This window comes from Cupriavidus sp. SK-4, assembly GCF_000611125.1.
Taxonomy (GTDB): Bacteria; Pseudomonadota; Gammaproteobacteria; order Burkholderiales; family Burkholderiaceae; genus Cupriavidus; species Cupriavidus necator.
The window spans coordinates 1-15,849 of record NZ_JFJW01000123.1 but is presented as its reverse complement, the minus strand read 5'-3'; the positions used below and the strand labels follow the sequence as shown (position 1 = coordinate 15,849).

Annotated in this window: 16 protein-coding genes and 2 pseudogenes; 14 read left to right on the top strand and 4 right to left on the bottom strand. The window is 64.6% G+C overall.

What is annotated here, in order from left to right:
- The 14 genes and pseudogenes from CF68_RS26000 to CF68_RS25940 form a co-directional block, all read left to right on the top strand.
- A partial coding sequence (locus tag CF68_RS26000) for a hypothetical protein (protein WP_035824480.1) occupies window positions 1-181 on the top strand: 181 nt, incomplete at its 5' end.
- Complete coding sequence (locus CF68_RS25995) at window positions 168-368, top strand: DUF1656 domain-containing protein (RefSeq protein ID WP_035824478.1); 201 nt, start codon at window positions 168-170, stop codon at window positions 366-368. The genes CF68_RS26000 and CF68_RS25995, both read left to right, overlap by 14 nt.
- A gap of 8 nt (window positions 369-376) precedes the next feature.
- A pseudogene (locus tag CF68_RS25990) lies at window positions 377-1,211 on the top strand (biotin/lipoyl-binding protein).
- A gap of 568 nt (window positions 1,212-1,779) precedes the next feature.
- Window positions 1,780-2,222, top strand: a pseudogene (locus CF68_RS36510) (DDE-type integrase/transposase/recombinase).
- A 343-nt stretch (window positions 2,223-2,565) separates the two neighbouring features.
- The gene (locus CF68_RS25980) at window positions 2,566-3,255 is read left to right on the top strand and encodes a carboxypeptidase regulatory-like domain-containing protein (protein WP_200872595.1); all 690 of its coding nucleotides are present in this window, start codon (window positions 2,566-2,568) and stop codon (window positions 3,253-3,255) included.
- Between the two features lie 60 nt (window positions 3,256-3,315).
- Complete coding sequence (locus CF68_RS25975; protein WP_035824474.1) at window positions 3,316-4,443, top strand: metallophosphoesterase; 1,128 nt, start codon at window positions 3,316-3,318, stop codon at window positions 4,441-4,443.
- A gap of 45 nt (window positions 4,444-4,488) precedes the next feature.
- On the top strand, window positions 4,489-4,950 hold the full coding sequence (locus tag CF68_RS25970) for a hypothetical protein (protein WP_200872594.1): 462 nt from the start codon (window positions 4,489-4,491) through the stop codon (window positions 4,948-4,950).
- 42 nt (window positions 4,951-4,992) lie between these two features.
- Window positions 4,993-6,423: a cbb3-type cytochrome c oxidase subunit I gene (locus CF68_RS25965; protein ID WP_051591688.1), complete on the top strand. Its 1,431-nt coding sequence runs from the start codon at window positions 4,993-4,995 to the stop codon at window positions 6,421-6,423.
- Complete coding sequence (locus CF68_RS35600; RefSeq protein WP_063832587.1) at window positions 6,420-8,135, top strand: cbb3-type cytochrome c oxidase subunit II; 1,716 nt, start codon at window positions 6,420-6,422, stop codon at window positions 8,133-8,135. The genes CF68_RS25965 and CF68_RS35600 overlap by 4 nt, the downstream gene beginning before the upstream one ends.
- Window positions 8,136-8,143: 8 nt before the next feature.
- Window positions 8,144-8,320, top strand: coding sequence for a cbb3-type cytochrome oxidase assembly protein CcoS (ccoS, locus tag CF68_RS37240; protein WP_116320632.1), 177 nt, complete (start codon window positions 8,144-8,146; stop codon window positions 8,318-8,320).
- Window positions 8,313-8,522, top strand: a complete 210-nt coding sequence (locus CF68_RS37790) for a hypothetical protein (RefSeq protein WP_035824470.1) — start codon at window positions 8,313-8,315, stop codon at window positions 8,520-8,522. Before ccoS ends, CF68_RS37790 begins: the two co-directional genes overlap by 8 nt.
- Before the next feature lie 245 nt (window positions 8,523-8,767).
- Entirely contained in the window at window positions 8,768-9,523 is a 756-nt protein-coding gene (locus CF68_RS25950) for a sulfite exporter TauE/SafE family protein (RefSeq protein ID WP_035824467.1), read from the top strand.
- 11 nt (window positions 9,524-9,534) lie between these two features.
- Window positions 9,535-11,703, top strand: a complete 2,169-nt coding sequence (locus CF68_RS25945) for a heavy metal translocating P-type ATPase (RefSeq protein WP_051591687.1) — start codon at window positions 9,535-9,537, stop codon at window positions 11,701-11,703.
- Entirely contained in the window at window positions 11,700-12,287 is a 588-nt protein-coding gene (locus CF68_RS25940) for an SCO family protein (protein ID WP_051591686.1), read from the top strand. Before CF68_RS25945 ends, CF68_RS25940 begins: the two co-directional genes overlap by 4 nt.
- 273 nt (window positions 12,288-12,560) lie before the next feature.
- On the opposite strand, the gene CF68_RS25935 is transcribed toward CF68_RS25940, so the two are convergent.
- From CF68_RS25935 to CF68_RS25925, 4 genes are all read right to left on the bottom strand, one after another.
- Window positions 12,561-12,881 carry a hypothetical protein gene (locus tag CF68_RS25935; protein ID WP_152548551.1) on the bottom strand — a complete coding sequence of 107 codons (321 nt, stop codon included), beginning with the start codon at window positions 12,879-12,881 and terminating at the stop codon, window positions 12,561-12,563.
- Between the two features lie 66 nt (window positions 12,882-12,947).
- A complete protein-coding gene (locus CF68_RS36505) occupies window positions 12,948-13,523 on the bottom strand; it encodes a TniQ family protein (protein WP_235205887.1) in 576 nt (191 codons plus the stop codon).
- Window positions 13,498-14,367 carry a TniB family NTP-binding protein gene (locus tag CF68_RS25930; protein ID WP_035824462.1) on the bottom strand — a complete coding sequence of 290 codons (870 nt, stop codon included), beginning with the start codon at window positions 14,365-14,367 and terminating at the stop codon, window positions 13,498-13,500. The genes CF68_RS36505 and CF68_RS25930 overlap by 26 nt, the downstream gene beginning before the upstream one ends.
- Before the next feature lie 6 nt (window positions 14,368-14,373).
- Window positions 14,374-15,849, bottom strand: a 1,476-nt coding sequence (locus CF68_RS25925) for a Mu transposase C-terminal domain-containing protein (RefSeq protein WP_051591689.1), incomplete at its 5' end; no start/stop codon positions are given.

Genomic DNA, 15,849 nt, shown 5'->3' with positions numbered 1-15,849 from the left:
CCGCCAGTGCGCGCGCGCCGGCCATGCCAGCACGCCCGCGCCGGCGCTGGCCGCACACATCGACGCGGCCTTCGCGGCGCTGGCCACGCCGGCGCACGGCAACCGCGCCGTGCTGGCAGCACTGGCCACCCTGCGGCTTGCCCTGTATCGGCATCAAGGAAACCACCATGCACGCCACTGAGTTCGACCTGTACGGCGTATTCGTGCCGGCCACCGTGGTGTGGATGCTGGCCGCGTTCGCCGTCACCGCCAGCGCGCGCGCCGTGCTCGCCCGGATCGGCTTCTACCGCATTGCGTGGCACCGGTCATTGTTCAACTTCTCGCTCTATATCCTTGTACTGGGCGCGATCGTCGCGCTCGTCTGGTAGGCCCCATCATGATTCGCAAGCTTTCGCTGCTCGGCCCCGTTGCAGTGACCCTGGCGGCCGTGGTCGCCGCGGCACTGACCGCCTGGCATTTGTGGCAGTACTACACCGAGGCGCCCTGGACGCGCGATGGCCATGTGCGCGCAGAAGTGATCCAGGTCGCGCCCGATGTCTCCGGCCTGGTCACGGCCGTGCTCGTCGGCGACAACGCCCGGGTGCAACGCGGCCAGGTGCTGTTCGTGGTGGACCAGGACCGCTTCAGCCTGGCCCTGAAACAGGCGCAGGCCGAGGCCGCGTCGGCACGCGCTGCGCTGGCACAGGGCCGGCGCCAGGCGGGCAACGTCGCCGGCCAGGCCGCCGCGCAGGCGCGCGTCGATGAAGCCGATGCCGCGGTGGACGTGGCCAGGCTGAACCTGGCCCGCTGCCGCGTGACCAGCCCGGTCGACGGCCATGTCAGCGACCGCCTGCCGCGCGCCGGCGACTTTGCCACCCGCGCCAAACCGGCGTTGTCGGTGATGGCCAGCGGCTCGCAGTATGTGGAGGGCTATTTCGAGGAGACCAAGCTGCCCGCGATCCGCGTCGGCAGCGCCGCCGAGGTGCACATCATGGGCCAGCGCACTCCCTTGCGCGGACATGTGCAGAGCATTGCGCCCGGCATCGAGGACCAGGACCGCGCCATCGGGCCAAACATGCTCCCCAGCGTCAACCCGACCTTCAACTGGGTGCGCCTGGCGCAACCTGGCGCAGCGCATACCGGTGCGCATCGCGCTGGACCAGGTGCCGGCCGGGGTACAGCTGATCGCCGGCCAGACCGCCACGGTGCGCATCCGGGCGCCGCGCGAATGAGGCGCCCCGACGCAGCCATACCGGCCCCGCCGGAACTGTTCTGCTTCCGCTCCTGCCGATTTGTACGCCTGCCGGGCGGCCATCGGTCCCTACCATGGAGGGCATGGCATGCGCCATGCCCTACCCCATTGCCCCCGGGAGATTCGCCATGCAAGCCGCGCTTGTGCAAGAAGTGCCCGCCTGCCAGCGTCTATTGCAGCGCAGCGTCATGCGCTCGAAGAGATGCACGGAACCGTGCCAGAGGGAGGACAGCTCGCAATCCGCTCGCTGCTATCCTCGCGACGTTCGAGGACCGCCGAATATCGAAGCAACTCGAGATGACCGCCAGCACATTTGATCTTTGCGCTTCTGTTGCTGCCTGTGCTCCCATCCAGCTCGGTGTGCCGGGGGCGCTGCAAACGAAGCTATTGGAGGCGATCATGGTTCGAAAGCTGTTCTATGAACTGCCGCACGATGAGCAGGACGATTTGGCGGCGGCCAGCCAAAGGTACGAGTGGATCCCAGAAGACTGTGTCGTAGTCGCGCATGAGGCCCCCCTCCCAGCCGAGGGCTCGGCTATTTACCTGGCGTGGTGCGCTGGTACTTTCGCGAGCCCGCGCGACATCGAGGTCTTACTGTTCGAGCGCGGGGTGGTCGTGAGCTACGAGACCATTCATCGCTGGTGCGATCAGTTCGGCGGGGATTTTGCTCATCGCGTCAAGGCTACGCGTCGCAAGCCGGACAGCACTTGGCAGCTACCCGGCCGCAATGGCCGACCTTCCAGAACTGGCCAGCGTCAAACCCATCTTCGTGAAAGCAGCTGCTCGGATGAACAATGAACAATCGAGCCGAGAACAGCCACCAGCCGACCCGCCAACGCGAGCGGCGTATGCGTGGGCTTCGTGACCGAGAACGTACGCAGGCTTTTCCTTTCGAGCTTCGGTCCGATCCGGCAGCACTTCGCGCTGAAAGCAGCATCTGCTGCGTGCTTCGCTCTATCGCAAACACCTTCCTGCAAGATTCGCTGCCTAGCACGAATTCACCGAAGCGGTCTAAGATCCGTCAACTGCTTTCTGAGCAGTGGCCCTGCGTGCCACTGCCTTGTCTCGCTATGGCAAGTTGACAGCGCCTGCAAATGCGGCTGATCCGATACACGACCGCATTGGCACGCGCACAATAAGACGGTTGCGCTTGGCATTGAGCAGCCTGCGTACTATGCTTCAGCGAAAACAAATCGTGCCCAGTTTCGCCTTGAATGTCTTCGTGGTGTCCTCGCACCGCGTTATTGCCGGGGAATACCGAAGGGAGAGAGCGCACCGTACGGCGCTCGGAGGCGGGAAACTTCATGTGTTTCTTTCTTCGCAAAGCTTGCTGCATGCAACTGGCAGTGCTCAGCCTGCTCAGCGTTCCCACCTTTGCCTATGAAGTCGCCCCGGTCAATGGCGGCGGCAAGATCGAAGGCAAGGTCACCTTCCAGGGCACCGTCCCAATCCGCAAGATCATCCCCACCAAGGACCGCGAAGTCTGCGGCGGTCCGCGCGATGAACCACAGATCCGCGTAGGCGCCGGCAAGGGCGTCCAGGATGCCGTCGTGTATCTGAAGGAAGTGACGAAAGGCAAGGCCTGGGGCGCGGCCGACAAGGTTCCCGTGCTCGACCAGGAACATTGCATCTTCAAGCCCGCCATACAGGTGATCCGTCCCGGCAAGCTTGAAGTCACCAGCTCCGATCCGATACTGCATAACACCCACGGTTTCTACGGGCAGCGCACGGCGTTCAACCTGGCGCTGCCGGAGAAGGGTGTCAGGATCACGCGCGAACTGCCGCGCCCCGGCCTGGTCCGCGTCGAGTGCGATGCGCACGGCTGGATGCTGGCCCACATCTATGTCGCCGATAGCCCGTACTACGCGCTGACCGGCGACGACGGCAGCTTCCGCATCGACGACATTCCACCCGGCAATTACACCCTGGTCGCCACGCAGCACTACACCGGCGACACCGAGACGCCAGTCACGGTAACCGGCGGCCAGACCGCGAAACTCTCGATCGAACTCAAGAAGAAATAGAACGTTCAGTTTCGCCGCTGCATTTTCATCATCCCCCCACCAGGGGCGGAGGACCGCCAGATGAACTCATTTGAACTCGAACGACGCGAGTTGCACCGGACCCTGACCGGTCCGGGCGATCGCCCCGAAGGCGCAGCGGTGTGGACGCGCCGCACTTTCCTGCACCAGGCGCTGCTCAAAGGCGTTGCGGGCGCCGCCGCATGCGGGTTCTTCCCGCTCCTCAACACCCTCGACGTGGCCTACGGGCAGACCGGCCAGAGCTTCCGCTTCGCCTGGGTCTCTGACACGCACCTCTACCCCAGAGAGCTCAACTCCCGCTTCGTGGACAAGACGGTTCGCGCCTTCAAGGAAGTGCAGGCGATGAACCCGCCAGCCGACTTCATGATCTTCGGCGGCGACCTGGCGCAGCTGGGCGACCCCGTCGAACTGCAACTCGGCGCCGAACTGCTGAAGGAAGTGAAGATCCGCAAGGTCTTCATCCCGGGCGAGCACGACTGGTACCTCGACATGGGGGCGACCTGGAACAAGACCTTCGGCAATACGCCCTGGACCTTCGACCACAAAGGCGTGCGCGTGATCGGCCTGAACACGGTCACCGGCGCACCGGACTTCTGGACGGCACGCAAGATGACGCCGAAAGAGCGCATGGGCCATATGGCCACGCTCGACGGCACCCTGGGCGGCGCCTGGTCGGTGATCGGCGAAAAGCAATTGCGATGGCTCAACAGCACGCTGTCGAACTGGCCAAAGAGCAGCCCGGTCATCCTGATTACCCATACGCCGCTGTACGAGTACTACCCGCCGTGGAATTTCTGGATCCGCGACTGGCGCGAAGCGCATGAAATCCTCAAGCCCTACGCCAACGTCACCAACATCCACGGCCATACCCACCAGGTGCTCTACAACGAGATCGGCAAGGTGCGTTCGATCGGCATGCTGGCCACCTCCTGGCCATGGCCCTACGCGCCGGAAGGCGTGCCCCTGCTGACCAAGCCGATGATTCGCGCCGATCCGGGCGATCACTTCGACGGCGTGGGCTGGAGCACGCTGACCATGACCCCGCAGGGACGGGTGGAAAACGAATACAAGATGTGGCGCAAAACGGTCTTCGCCGATCAGCCGGCGGATTCCGGCACCGAGGACAACCGCAACCAGGTCCTCAGCCCGCGCATCGCCGACCGGATCTAGACCGGCCAGCACCACTGATCCGGCGCAGCAATGCGTGAGGAGCGAATGATGAAGAAAGACAAATGGCATGCCCGGGCCCTGACGGCGGGCCTGGCCGTGTTGCTGCTGCTCGGCTACGACAGCGACCAGCCGATGGCACACAAGGAACCCCACACGGCGGACCAGCTGAAAGCGTTTGAAGACGTTTTCATGGAACAGGTGAAGCTCGGCGACCGGCTGTTCCACGGCGATCCCGATGCGCAGAAGCAGCTGAACGTCAAGCTCTCGAATACTGGTGTGGCCTGCGCCATGTGCCACCCGTATGCGTCCGACACCCACCCGCATGAGTTTCCCAAGTTCCAGGAGCAGATGAATGAGTTCGCCACGCTGCGCGACATGATCAACTGGTGCATCGAGAAGCCGAACGAGGGCGAGAAGATCGACCCGAACGGGCCGGCGATGAAGGCACTGGAGGCTTACACCTACTATTCGAACCGCAACTCCAAGCTTGACCCCGGCCGGCATTGAACCGCGGCGCAGGCGACAACAACAAGGAGGGAGGACGACAATATGGCCGAGACCCGCGGTGTAGGAGACGCGTCGGACCCGTTTCCCGATCTGGACTCGCTGGTCGACCGCGGGCTTGTCCTCAAGTGGCTGTACTGGGGGCTGTTCTGGCTGATGTTTACGCCCAGCATCGGCGTAACCATCTCCAGCCTGTTCAACTATCCCGACTACCTGGGGACCTCGCAGTACCTGACCTTCGGCCGCTTGCGGCCGATGCATGTCAACGGCGTCATCTTCGGCGCCTTCTCCACCCTGTTCATCGGGCTGTGCCACTACCTGTTGCCGCGCCTGTGCGGCGTGCCGGTCTGGAAAGGCCAGTGGGGACACTGGCTGGTCTGGGTGTGGAACCTGGGTCTGGTTGCCGGCATGGCATCGCTGATGCTTGGCTACAACCAGGGGCTCGAAGCCGGCGAATTCCCGCTGGCGATCGATGCCGTCATCTTCTTCGTGGTGACGGTCACCACCGTGCAGTTCCTGATGACGATCGCGCACCGGCGCGAGCCGCAGCTCTATGTGGCGGTGTGGTACCTGATCGGCGCCTTTGTCTGGACCGTGATGAACCTGGTGCTGGGCAGCTTCATCCTGCCCTACACCATCACCGGCATCAACAGCGCCGCCTTTCATGGCCTGTTCATCCACTACATCGTGGGGCTGTGGATCACGCCTGCCGGCTACGTGCTGATCTATTACTTCCTGCCTGCAAGCGTGCAGAATCCGGTCTACAGCCACAAACTGTCGCTGGTGGGCTTCTGGTCGCTGGCGCTCTTCTACCCCTTCGTCGGCATTCACCACTACCTGTACAGCCCCATCGCCGACTGGGCCGAAACGCTGGCGATCATTACCTCGATGCTGCTGATCGTGCCAGTCTGGACGGTATTACAGAACTTCTTCGGCACCATGATGGGCCGCTGGCATACGTTCACCCAGAACCTGACCGCCAAGTTCCTGATCATGGGCTCGCTGATGTACCTGGCGGGGTGCTTCCAGGGCTCGACCGAAGCCCTGCGCTCGATCCAGCAGCCGACGCACTTCAGCGACTTCGTCATCTCGCATTCGCACCTGACGGTCTTCGGCACCTTCGTGGTGTGGGCCATCGGCGGCACGGTCTATGTGATACCCAGGCTGGTGGCGCGGCCACTGTGGTCGCCGCGGCTCGGCAACTGGTCGTTCTGGCTGATCACCTTCGGCATCAGCCTGATGGGGCTGGACCTGACCATGGCGGGCCTGCAGCAGGGCTACATGCTGATGGCGGGCGTGGAATGGGTGGATTCGCTGGTGGCCATCCGGCCCTACTGGCTGGTACGAACGACGGCCGGCATCTCGATGGACGTCGGCATGTCGCTGCTGGTCTACAACCTGATGCGCACCGTGCTGTCGGCCGAGCCCGCCACGGCACCAGGCGCCACGGGCGCCATACGCGGAGCGTCCACGTGACCCCGCGCCGCCCCGATGGCCGCTACGGCCTGCGTTTCTATGCGCTGATCGCGGGGTTCGGCTGCATCTCGCTGGCCGCCTTCGTTCAGGGCGTGCTGCCGATGCTGGAGCCGCAGTCGCGCACCGACAAGGTCACCCAGGTGGTGCGCACCGACCTGGGCGAACTCAAATGGATGGAAGCGCGCGCCACCGACTACACGCCGCTGCAGCTGCGGGGTCGCGAGGTCTATACGCGCGAAGGCTGCTGGTACTGCCACTCGCAGTTCGTGCGCCCGGTCACCGGCGAGACCCGGCGCTGGGGCCCGGTCGCCCAGGCCGGCGAGTATGCCTTCGACCTGCCGCACCTGTTCTCGACGCGGCGCATCGGCCCGGATCTCTCGCGCGTCGGCCTGAAGTTCAGCGATGCCTGGCACCTGGCGCATTTCTGGGATCCGCGCATGTTGTCGCCCGACTCGATCATGCCGCGCTTTTCCGCGCTGTTTGCCGGGCCGCACACCGCAAGGCTGGTGACCGACCAGCAGGGCCGCCGCACCATCGAGAACACGCCCGAGACCCGGCAGCTGTTCGATTTCGGCAGCAGCGAGACGATCACGCTGACGCCCAACCAGGCCGGCCTGCTCTATGTGCCGGAGCGCGGGAAGTACCCCGTGATCCTGACCCCCAACAAGGAATTCGAAGGCGAAACCGTGATCCTGATCGCTGACACGGAAGACCTGCGCGCGCTGGTCGCCTACCTGCAGAAGCTCGGCACCAACCGCGGCAAGTGGCGCGACCGCTTTGAACCGCAGCAGATGGAGGCCTCGCAGACGAGCATCCCGCGTTCGGAGGAATGGATCGCGCACGGCAAGAACGTGTATGAGCGTCGCTGCCTTGGCTGCCATGGGGTCAAGGGCGACGGCAACGGGCCGGCCGCCGCGTTCATGCAGAAGGACCGCCCGCGCAACTTCACACTGGGTGTCTTCAAGTTCCGGCTCACGCCGTCGGGCTCCATGCCGGACGACGGCGACCTGCTGCGCACCATCACGCGCGGCGTGCGCGGCACGGCGATGCCGAGCTGGCACGAACTGCCGGAAAAAGACCGGCTGGCCGTGATCCAGTACATCAAGTACGTGCTGGCGGCCGATCGCAGCAAGCCCGACAAGCCCTATTTCTATTTTCTCGAAGAACCGCCGCTCGCACCGATCTTCATCGGCGTGCCGCCCAAGCCCTCGGCCGAGCTCATCCAGCGCGGCAAGCAGGCCTGGGACCGCGCCAAATGCTGGGAATGCCATGGGCGCACCGGCAAGGGCGACGGCGAGAAAGCGGCCGGACTGGAGGACGATTTCGGTTTTCCGATCCCGCCGGCCAACCTGACCACCGGGCAGTTCAAGTCCGGGGCCTCGGTGAAGGACATCTTCCGCACCATGAGCACCGGGCTGTCCGGCACGCCGATGCCGTCGTTCAGCGACACGGTGTCCGAGGACGACCGCTGGGCGCTGGCCTACTTCGTCCTGTCCCTGTCGGCCTACACCGATCCGCTGACCGGCCAGCCGCTGCCGATTCCGCCCGGGCAGAAAGCCGCGCTGAACGACCCCGACCTGCGCGCCGACGAATCGCGCCAGGCCTATCGTCCCCCGGGGGCCGACCAGCCGGGGCAGCCCGGCCAGCCAAGCACCTATGCCGGCGAGGCGTGGGCCAGGCGGCACGGCTTCGCATTTGCTGACGAGCGTTAGGAGCGAGCATGGCTGAACTCACCTTCCTGCAATTCGTGGTGGCCTTCTTCATGAGCCTCGGCGCGGTCTGCGTGTTTATCTGGGCCGTGCTGTCGGGCCTGTTCGAGGACGTCGAGGCCATCAAGTACAAGGCCTACCGGGCCGAAGTCAAGGATGACGAAGCGGAGGCATCCGGCCATGAATGATGAACGCGACAGCCCGCCCGCCGGGCAGGAAGAGCCGCATCACCACCAGACCGAAGGCTACGGCGGCGGCCATATCCAGGCGCGGCATGGCCGCATCAACGCGTGGCTGCTGGTCGTCTACCTGGTGTTGTTCGTCTGGGCGCTGTACTACGGCTACGCCTACTGGGGCGGGCTCGGGCCAGGGCTGGACCTGACGCGCTGACCCGACAGTCCGCAACACTGACCGGAGCCCACCATGATACCGAGACTGCTGCTTGCGCTGGCCATGCTGAACCTGGCCTTCCTGTTCGGCGAACTCGCGCTGAACGTGCTTGGACTGCGCCTGTTGTAAGCGGAGCCCGTCATGACCCTCGCCGAAGCGATCGCCTTCTGGATCTTCGTCATCATCACGGTTGGCTTCTTTGCCTGGGTGGTCTATCTGGCGGTACGCAAGTAGCAGGAGAGGCGATGAGCGATCTGTGGCTGGTGTTCCTGGCAGCCGCCGCCGGCAGCATGCACTGCGTCGGCATGTGCGGTGGCTTTGCCTGTGGCCTGGGCCCCGCGCCCGGCGGACGCCTTGCCTCCTTGCTGCGGCACCTGAGCTATAACCTCGGCCGGATCGGCAGCTATGCCTTCCTCGGCACGCTGGCCGGCTATCTCGGCATGCTGCTGGTCGGTCATGCGGGTGAAGGCAGCGCGGCCAGCATGGTGCAGCGCGGACTGGCCATCCTGTCCGGGGTGCTGATGCTGCTGATCGGGCTGAACCTGGCCGGGCTCCTCGGCCGTGGCGGCCATGCGCTGGGCGGCGCGGGCGCGCAGTGGCTGGCACAATCGCTGCACACCTTGCTGCGCCAGCCCGGACCTGGCGCGCCACTGGCATTTGGCGCGCTGAACGGCTTCCTCCCCTGCCCTCTGGTCTATGCCTTCGCTGCGCAGGCGGCAGCCAGCGGCACTGCGCTGGGCGGCCTGCAGATCATGGTCGCGTTCGGGCTCGGCACCTTGCCCACCATGCTGGCGATGGGCGGCCTCGGGCTTTGGTGGCGCGCGCGGCGTCGGCCTGCGGGCATCCCGGTGCAGCCCGTCGTGGCCAGCTTCCTGCCTGCGCCGGCGGCGCACCTGGGCTGGCGCATGCAGGGCGTGCGCGCCGCCGGCGCGTTCATCGTGCTGCTCGGGCTGATCACGCTCGCGCGCGGCGTGGTGCCGATGAGCGCCCACCTGCATTAGCCAGGCCTCCTATGCCCATCGAAACCACGCACGCCTGCAGTCACTGCCAGTTGCCGGTCGGACGGCTGGGCCAGCAGCGCGAGCTGGACGGCGCAACGCACTGGTTCTGCTGCTATGGCTGCTGCCTGGCCTATCAGGTGCACCATGGCGAGCACGAGGAACCGCAGGCTGCGGCCGCGCTGATCCGGCTCGGCGTCGGCGGGTTTCTCGCGATGAACGTCATGTTGCTCAGCTGGCTGCTTTACGCCGATGCCTTCACGGGGGATGAAGCCTGGCTGCGCGGCCCGGTTCACTGGCTGCTGTGGGCGCTGGCAACGCCACTGGTGCTGCTGCTCGGGCGGCCATTTGCCGAAGGCGCGTGGCAGGCCATGCGGCAGGGACGGCTGTCGACCGACACCCTGGTCTGCATCGGCGTGCTCGCCGCCTACTGCTATTCGGGCTGGCAGGTGCTGCGCGGCTCCAGCCTGGTCTATTTCGACACCGCCGCCATGGTGCTGCTGCTGTTTACGCTGGGCCGCCTGCTGGAAGCTCGGGTCCGCGTACGCACCGCGCGCCGCCTCGCGCCGATGCTGGCGGCTGAACGCGCCGAGGCGCGCGTGGTCGATGGCGGCACCGAAGACTGGCGCGCCGTCGTCGACATCCGGCCGGGCGAACTGGTGCGGATACTTCCCGGCGAACGCGTGCCAGTCGACGGCATCGTCGTGGATGGCCGCTCGGAGTGCGACGAAGCCGTCCTGACCGGGCAGAGCGAGCCGCAGTTCAAGCCGCCGGGCGCGCTGGTGCACGCCGGCAGCATCAACGGCAGCCGCCCGCTGCTGGTCCGTGCCACGGTAGCCGGCTCGCAGACCCGGTGGCAGCAGATCGGCCGGCAGGTGCGTGAAGCGCTGGCGCGCAAATCGCTGGCGGGCGACACTGTCGACCGCATCATTGCCGTGTTCATCCCGGGCGTGCTGGCGCTGGCGGCGGCCAGTGCATGGTTCTGGGGCAGCCGGGCAGTCGCTCCGGCGCAGGCGGCGGATGCCGCGATGCTGGCCGGACTGGCCGTGCTGGTGGTGGCGTGCCCGTGCTCGCTGGGCCTGGCAGCCCCGCTCACGCATGCGTTGGCGATCGGACTGGCGGCGCAACGCGGCATTCTCGTGCGCGGCGGCGACGTGCTGGAAAGGCTGGCGCGGCTCAAGGGCATTGCCTTCGACAAGACCGGCACGCTGACGGCGGACACGCTGCACCCCGTCGGCATGCAGACCGAAGGCGCCAGCCACGCGGAAGTCCTGCGCGTGGCGGCTGCGCTGGCGCAGGCTTCGGACCATCCGGTTGCGCGCTCGATTGCCGCCATGGCGCGCGCCGCGGCCTCGCCCCCCTCAGCCTCCAATGAAGTCGAGGCCAATGCCGGCGAGGGCCTGTCCGGTCGATTCGACGGCATGGATTGCGCGCTGGGATCGCCCGCCTTTCTCGGCACGCTCGGGTGGCACGTGCCACCCGCCCTGCTCGCTACGGCGCCATTGGGGTGCACGCTGGTACTGGTCGGCTGGGAGGGTCAGGCGCACGGGCTGATCGCGCTGCGCACGCTGCCGATGCCGCATGTTGGCGACGTGATCGCCGGGATGCAGCGCCAGGGCCTGCGCACGCTGCTGCTGAGCGGCGACAATCCGCACGCGGTGGCGGCAATGGCCGGCGCGTTGCATATCGCTGCGTGGCAGGCCAGGCTGCTGCCGCAGGACAAGGTGCGTGCGCTGCGCGACTGGGCCGCCGGCACAGGGCTGGTCGCCATGGTCGGCGATGGCCTCAACGACGGCCCGGTGCTGGCGGCCGCCTCGGTCGGCATCGCCGTAGGCAATGCCTCTGACATCGCGCGCGAAAGCGCGGACGTCGTGCTGCCGCGCTCCGGCCTGGCCAGCCTGCCGTGGCTGTTGCAGCAAGCGCGCCAGGTGCGCCGCACGGTCCGGGCTAACGTGGCCTGGGCCTTCGGCTACAACGCGATCGCGCTGGCGCTCGCCGCCAGCGGGCTGCTGCAACCGGTGCTCGCGGCGGTGCTGATGGCCGGTTCCAGCGTGCTCGTGGCGATGCGCTCGTGGCGCGCCAGCGCAACTGCCGATGCAAATGCAGCAACCGCCGAGAGCGCAGGCGCCACGGCACCGGGCCATCCTGCTGCATTGCGATCCGGTCAGGGAGTTTCACCATGAACCGATGGCTGGCCAGGCTGGCTGCCTGCCTCTTCGCCGTCTCGCTGCCGGGCCTTGCGCCGGCCACGCATAACGAGAGCCAGCACATCGACCTGTCGTCGCGCGGCTGGCCGGTGGGCGATTTCAGCCTCACCGACCAGAATGGCCGCGCATTTACCCAGGCGCAGCTGCAAGGCCGCTGGACCCTCGTGCTGTTTGGAGACACCCATTGCGGAGCGCCATGCGGCGCGGCGCTGACGGCGCTGACGGGGATGTACCAGCGCATCAGCACGACGCAGAAGCTTGCCACCACGCAGGTGCTGTTCGTCTCGCTGGACCCGCAGCGCGATACGCCGGACGTCCTGCGGCGCCACCTTGCCCCGTACGACGCCCGCTTCATGGGTGCCACCGGCAGCCCGGAGACGCTGGCGCGAATGATCGACGATCTCGGCGCCAGACCGGGTGTGCCACCCGCCCCCAACGCAGCCTATCCCGGCTCGCTGATCCTGGTTGGGCCGGATGCCACGGTACGCGGGCAGTTCCTGCCGCCGTTCGACGTGCCGCTGCTGACCGCCGCCTACCTGAAAGCACGCGTACGCAAGTGATAGTTACGGGGCCGCTCCCGCGTAGTTGTCTGCAATCAGGTTCAGTGTCTTGCCCTGGAACGTCTCACGGTCGATCTTGCGCGGGAACTTCACTCGGCGTGGGGGGTTGTGTCGCTGCTGTCACTGACCGATGACTCGCCCATCGTATACGAAAATAATAGTGGGTCTTCCGCAATTTGTGTGACGACGACGACCTTGCGTTGGAGGATGGGCGGTTTCAAGTGCGAAGTGCAACACCCCGCAGGTTATTGAACAGGAAGCCGGTCCGAGGGATTAGCCAGGACCTGGGGTGGCGCCCTTGATCACGGGATTGGAAACATCGGCGATAAAGCCGCGCTGGGTGTCCTCGAAATCCTGCCGGTTGGAGAACGGCAGGATTTCGCGCACCTTCTCGTTGGCCTGGCGTGTGGCGGCGCTGGCGTCTTTTGGTGCCTGCGCGAAGGCGGGCGTACCGATGGCAAGCGCAACACACCATGCCAGCGTGCCAAGAGTCAGTGTTCGGGGCCCCACGGCGCGACGTGGTTTCGGGTGCGGTCTCTGATCTGCGCGGCAGTCTTCAGTTTCATGGTTGTATCGCATCTCGATTTCTCCCATTTTGTTCATTCGAGCAATCCACTTCAATCTGGCGGATTGCGAGACACCAATAGTTGTTGCAGATCGCTAATTCTGCGAATGGTGAGCATTAATACTGCGACCGTGGCGTGCCAAAGGGGGGCTTCCTACCGGTTCGCGATCCCGCGCGTACCGCTTCCCTACCCAACGGATCACTGCACTGAGATTTTTGAGCTGATGTAATCTGAACGATGAGATGACCTGGAAGCGGTGATCGTGAATTTCACAGGCCATTGCCACTGGATTCAGCCACTCACGTTTCCAGCGAGGCGCAAAGACATCGAAGGGATTCAGAGCGAGGCACTCGAAGCAGAACGGGAGGCCGCTGCGTTCGGACACCCATGCTGCTGGCGTTTGGATCGCCACTAGTCTGTCGATGTTAACGTGTGTCAAAGCTGCGAGACGGGCAAGCACCAGTTCATCAACCGGCGGAAACAGCAGCCATCCACAGCGGGGCAAGTATGGGAATGCCCCAAGGTGCCCACTCGCCCATAACTGGGGGACGCTGATTCGATACGTTGCTGCCAAGCGCCCCAGCCAACCGCCAAAGGCCTCGTCGTCAAACGGACGTGGCGCCACCGGCCAAGGTCTCACAAGCTCAGCACAGGATACCTCGCGATGCATTCTCGATGTGGCCAAGTTCGATCACCTCTCTGCCGTCGCGAATGGCGAGTTCAGTCGCGACATTGAGCACCCGCGATACCTCCCCGGTTAGTCCGCCGCTCGCCGACAGAATCGCGTGAACCATCTCTTGCCGCGCCAGGTTCGACGGCCGTCGAAGAGGCAGAATCCGTTCGAAGGCAGCAAGGAGGCATCGGAAGGCCTCTGATTCGTGCCACCTGGGAACTTCGAAGCGTGTGAACCGGCTCACCATCTGCGGATCCGTTTGCAACGCGATCACGGCGTCTTGGGTGCCAACAAGGACGATGGAGATTTTCAAATCATTCGCCAGGAACTTTAGCAGATTCAAGGATGCCCTCTGTTCCCGGTAGCTTCCTGCGAGCAAGTGATGGACCTCATCAACAATCAGCATCCGCGGCGCCACCTTTCGAAGCAGCTCTCGGGTCAGCTTCTCGAGCGCGGACAGGCGGGCCGTAGCATTGAAAGGCGCACCCAGCTCGAAAAGCAGTGACGCATAGAATCGCTGCTGATCAGGTGTCGGCGGCATCTGCATGGCGACGATTTTGCACATCTCCACGCCCTTCGCCTCGTCATACTCGGGCGGATGATGACGCTGAAACTTGGAGATGATCTGCGTTTTTCCGATATTGGAGTCCCCGTGCAGTAACAGGCATGGCATACGCTCGCGCTCAGGTGTCTGGATGAGTCGTTCAAGAATCTCCAGCGCCTGCGTGGCACGCGGGTAGTCGATCCATCGGTTACGGGCTAGTCCTCGAATCCGGACATTGTCATCGCATTGTGCCAGCGGTCTGGCAGTAGGCAGCAGATGTGTGAGTAGCGCGCCCATTACGGATCACCATTGCTCTACATCGTACGCTATGGCTGGCTTGCTGTAGTCGACGGACGCCTCAGTGGGTCTCACCGATGCGCTTTCGCCTTGCCGAACTTGAGAGTTCTCTTGCCGAGCGTTCCTTGGCACCGGATCCTTCAAGACATTGCGTCGACGGCTTGCACCCAACGACTGTGTTCTTGCGCGCGCAACGATGCGGCGCTGTTCATCAATGGCCATGAACAGCATGGCCTCGCTGACGTATTCCTGTCCTTGGGCGCGCAGATGCCGTAATGCGCTGCGTTGCTCCCATAACGAAACGCGATCGCGGCGCAAGTCGGCAAAGGTCGCCTCGAGGTACCGTTTGCCATCAACGCTGACAAAAATTTTGGAGAGATCTTCGGGGTGAAACCGTGTAATGACCTTCTGCTTGGTTGCCCGCCACGCAGTAAAGATTGGATGCCAGTACCGAATGTAGAATAGCGTGAGGCCATCCGCCTGGACCGTTCTATGTGTCATCGGCAGGAACTGGATCAGGAACCGCAAAGCTTCGGACGCCGTATCGGGAAGCAACTTCGGAGGCGTCTCGCCGCCAAGTGTGGCCCACATGGAGTAGGGAGTGGCTCCACGCAACCCCCGGTGCGCATTATGGTGATAGCGCTGCGCGATCTCCAGGACCAGCCATTTCTCAAATTCTCGGATCGTCAGGGATGCCTCTCGTTCAGGCGGCCTGGCTTTGCGCCCCTTCGGGGACGAGCCAGTCGATCCCGGCAAGCTGTGGACGCGCTCCATGAGGGTCCGATTCAATCGTTCGATATGTCCGCCAAAGTATGGGCGTCCGGCGGGACGATACATCAATTCCACCCCGTACTGGCTACACCCGGAGCGCAGCGCCCTGCTTTTGAACTCGGCCGCGTTGTCGAGGTGAAGCACTTTCGGGATACCGTGCATCGGCCAATCGGCACTGACCTCGAGACTGGCAAGCCAGCTCAATTTGGGTAGAACGACGCGCGTCAATAGAAGAGCAACCGTGGCCGCATTCGGGCGGTCCATTCCCACATACACTCCAACGACACATCGTGTGGCAACGTCAACAGCGAGGCTAAGCCATGGCCTACCGATTGGGCGCCGATATAGCTCATCCACCACGATCACATCGGCGAGCGTGTGATCGACCTGAACGATGTCCATCGGGTAACGCGCGACGAGACTGCCAGGCGGAATTGCTGCCGCCGGTAACGCCGCCTGCAGAAGCGCCTCTTCCTTCCGATAAGCGGCCCAACGCCGTGAAACGGTTGACCTGGCTGGTGCGGTAACGCCAGCCGCGGCACAGCGTTTGCGGATTTCAATGGTCAGCTCAAACAGCGGGTGCGCCAGATAGCGCTGCTGCGGCAGCCAAGTGGATAGTACATCGTTCACGGTGTTTTCGACTTGCGCCGGCAGTCGCCCCTTTCCGGATCTCGGACCGCGGTCATAGGGGCTCAGCGCGCTCGCGACTGG

Coding starts and splice junctions, on each gene's coding strand:
- CF68_RS36505 (WP_235205887.1), bottom strand. CDS start 13,523: ATGCATCGCGAGGTATCCTGTGCTGAGCTTGTGAGACCTTGGCCGGTG.
- CF68_RS25930 (WP_035824462.1), bottom strand. CDS start 14,367: ATGGGCGCGCTACTCACACATCTGCTGCCTACTGCCAGACCGCTGGCA.
- CF68_RS25980 (WP_200872595.1), top strand. CDS start 2,566: ATGCAACTGGCAGTGCTCAGCCTGCTCAGCGTTCCCACCTTTGCCTAT.
- CF68_RS37790 (WP_035824470.1), top strand. CDS start 8,313: ATGAATGATGAACGCGACAGCCCGCCCGCCGGGCAGGAAGAGCCGCAT.
- CF68_RS25995 (WP_035824478.1), top strand. CDS start 168: ATGCACGCCACTGAGTTCGACCTGTACGGCGTATTCGTGCCGGCCACC.
- CF68_RS25965 (WP_051591688.1), top strand. CDS start 4,993: ATGGCCGAGACCCGCGGTGTAGGAGACGCGTCGGACCCGTTTCCCGAT.
- CF68_RS25970 (WP_200872594.1), top strand. CDS start 4,489: ATGATGAAGAAAGACAAATGGCATGCCCGGGCCCTGACGGCGGGCCTG.
- CF68_RS25935 (WP_152548551.1), bottom strand. CDS start 12,881: ATGGGAGAAATCGAGATGCGATACAACCATGAAACTGAAGACTGCCGC.
- CF68_RS25940 (WP_051591686.1), top strand. CDS start 11,700: ATGAACCGATGGCTGGCCAGGCTGGCTGCCTGCCTCTTCGCCGTCTCG.
- CF68_RS25950 (WP_035824467.1), top strand. CDS start 8,768: ATGAGCGATCTGTGGCTGGTGTTCCTGGCAGCCGCCGCCGGCAGCATG.
- ccoS (WP_116320632.1), top strand. CDS start 8,144: ATGGCTGAACTCACCTTCCTGCAATTCGTGGTGGCCTTCTTCATGAGC.
- CF68_RS25945 (WP_051591687.1), top strand. CDS start 9,535: ATGCCCATCGAAACCACGCACGCCTGCAGTCACTGCCAGTTGCCGGTC.
- CF68_RS25975 (WP_035824474.1), top strand. CDS start 3,316: ATGAACTCATTTGAACTCGAACGACGCGAGTTGCACCGGACCCTGACC.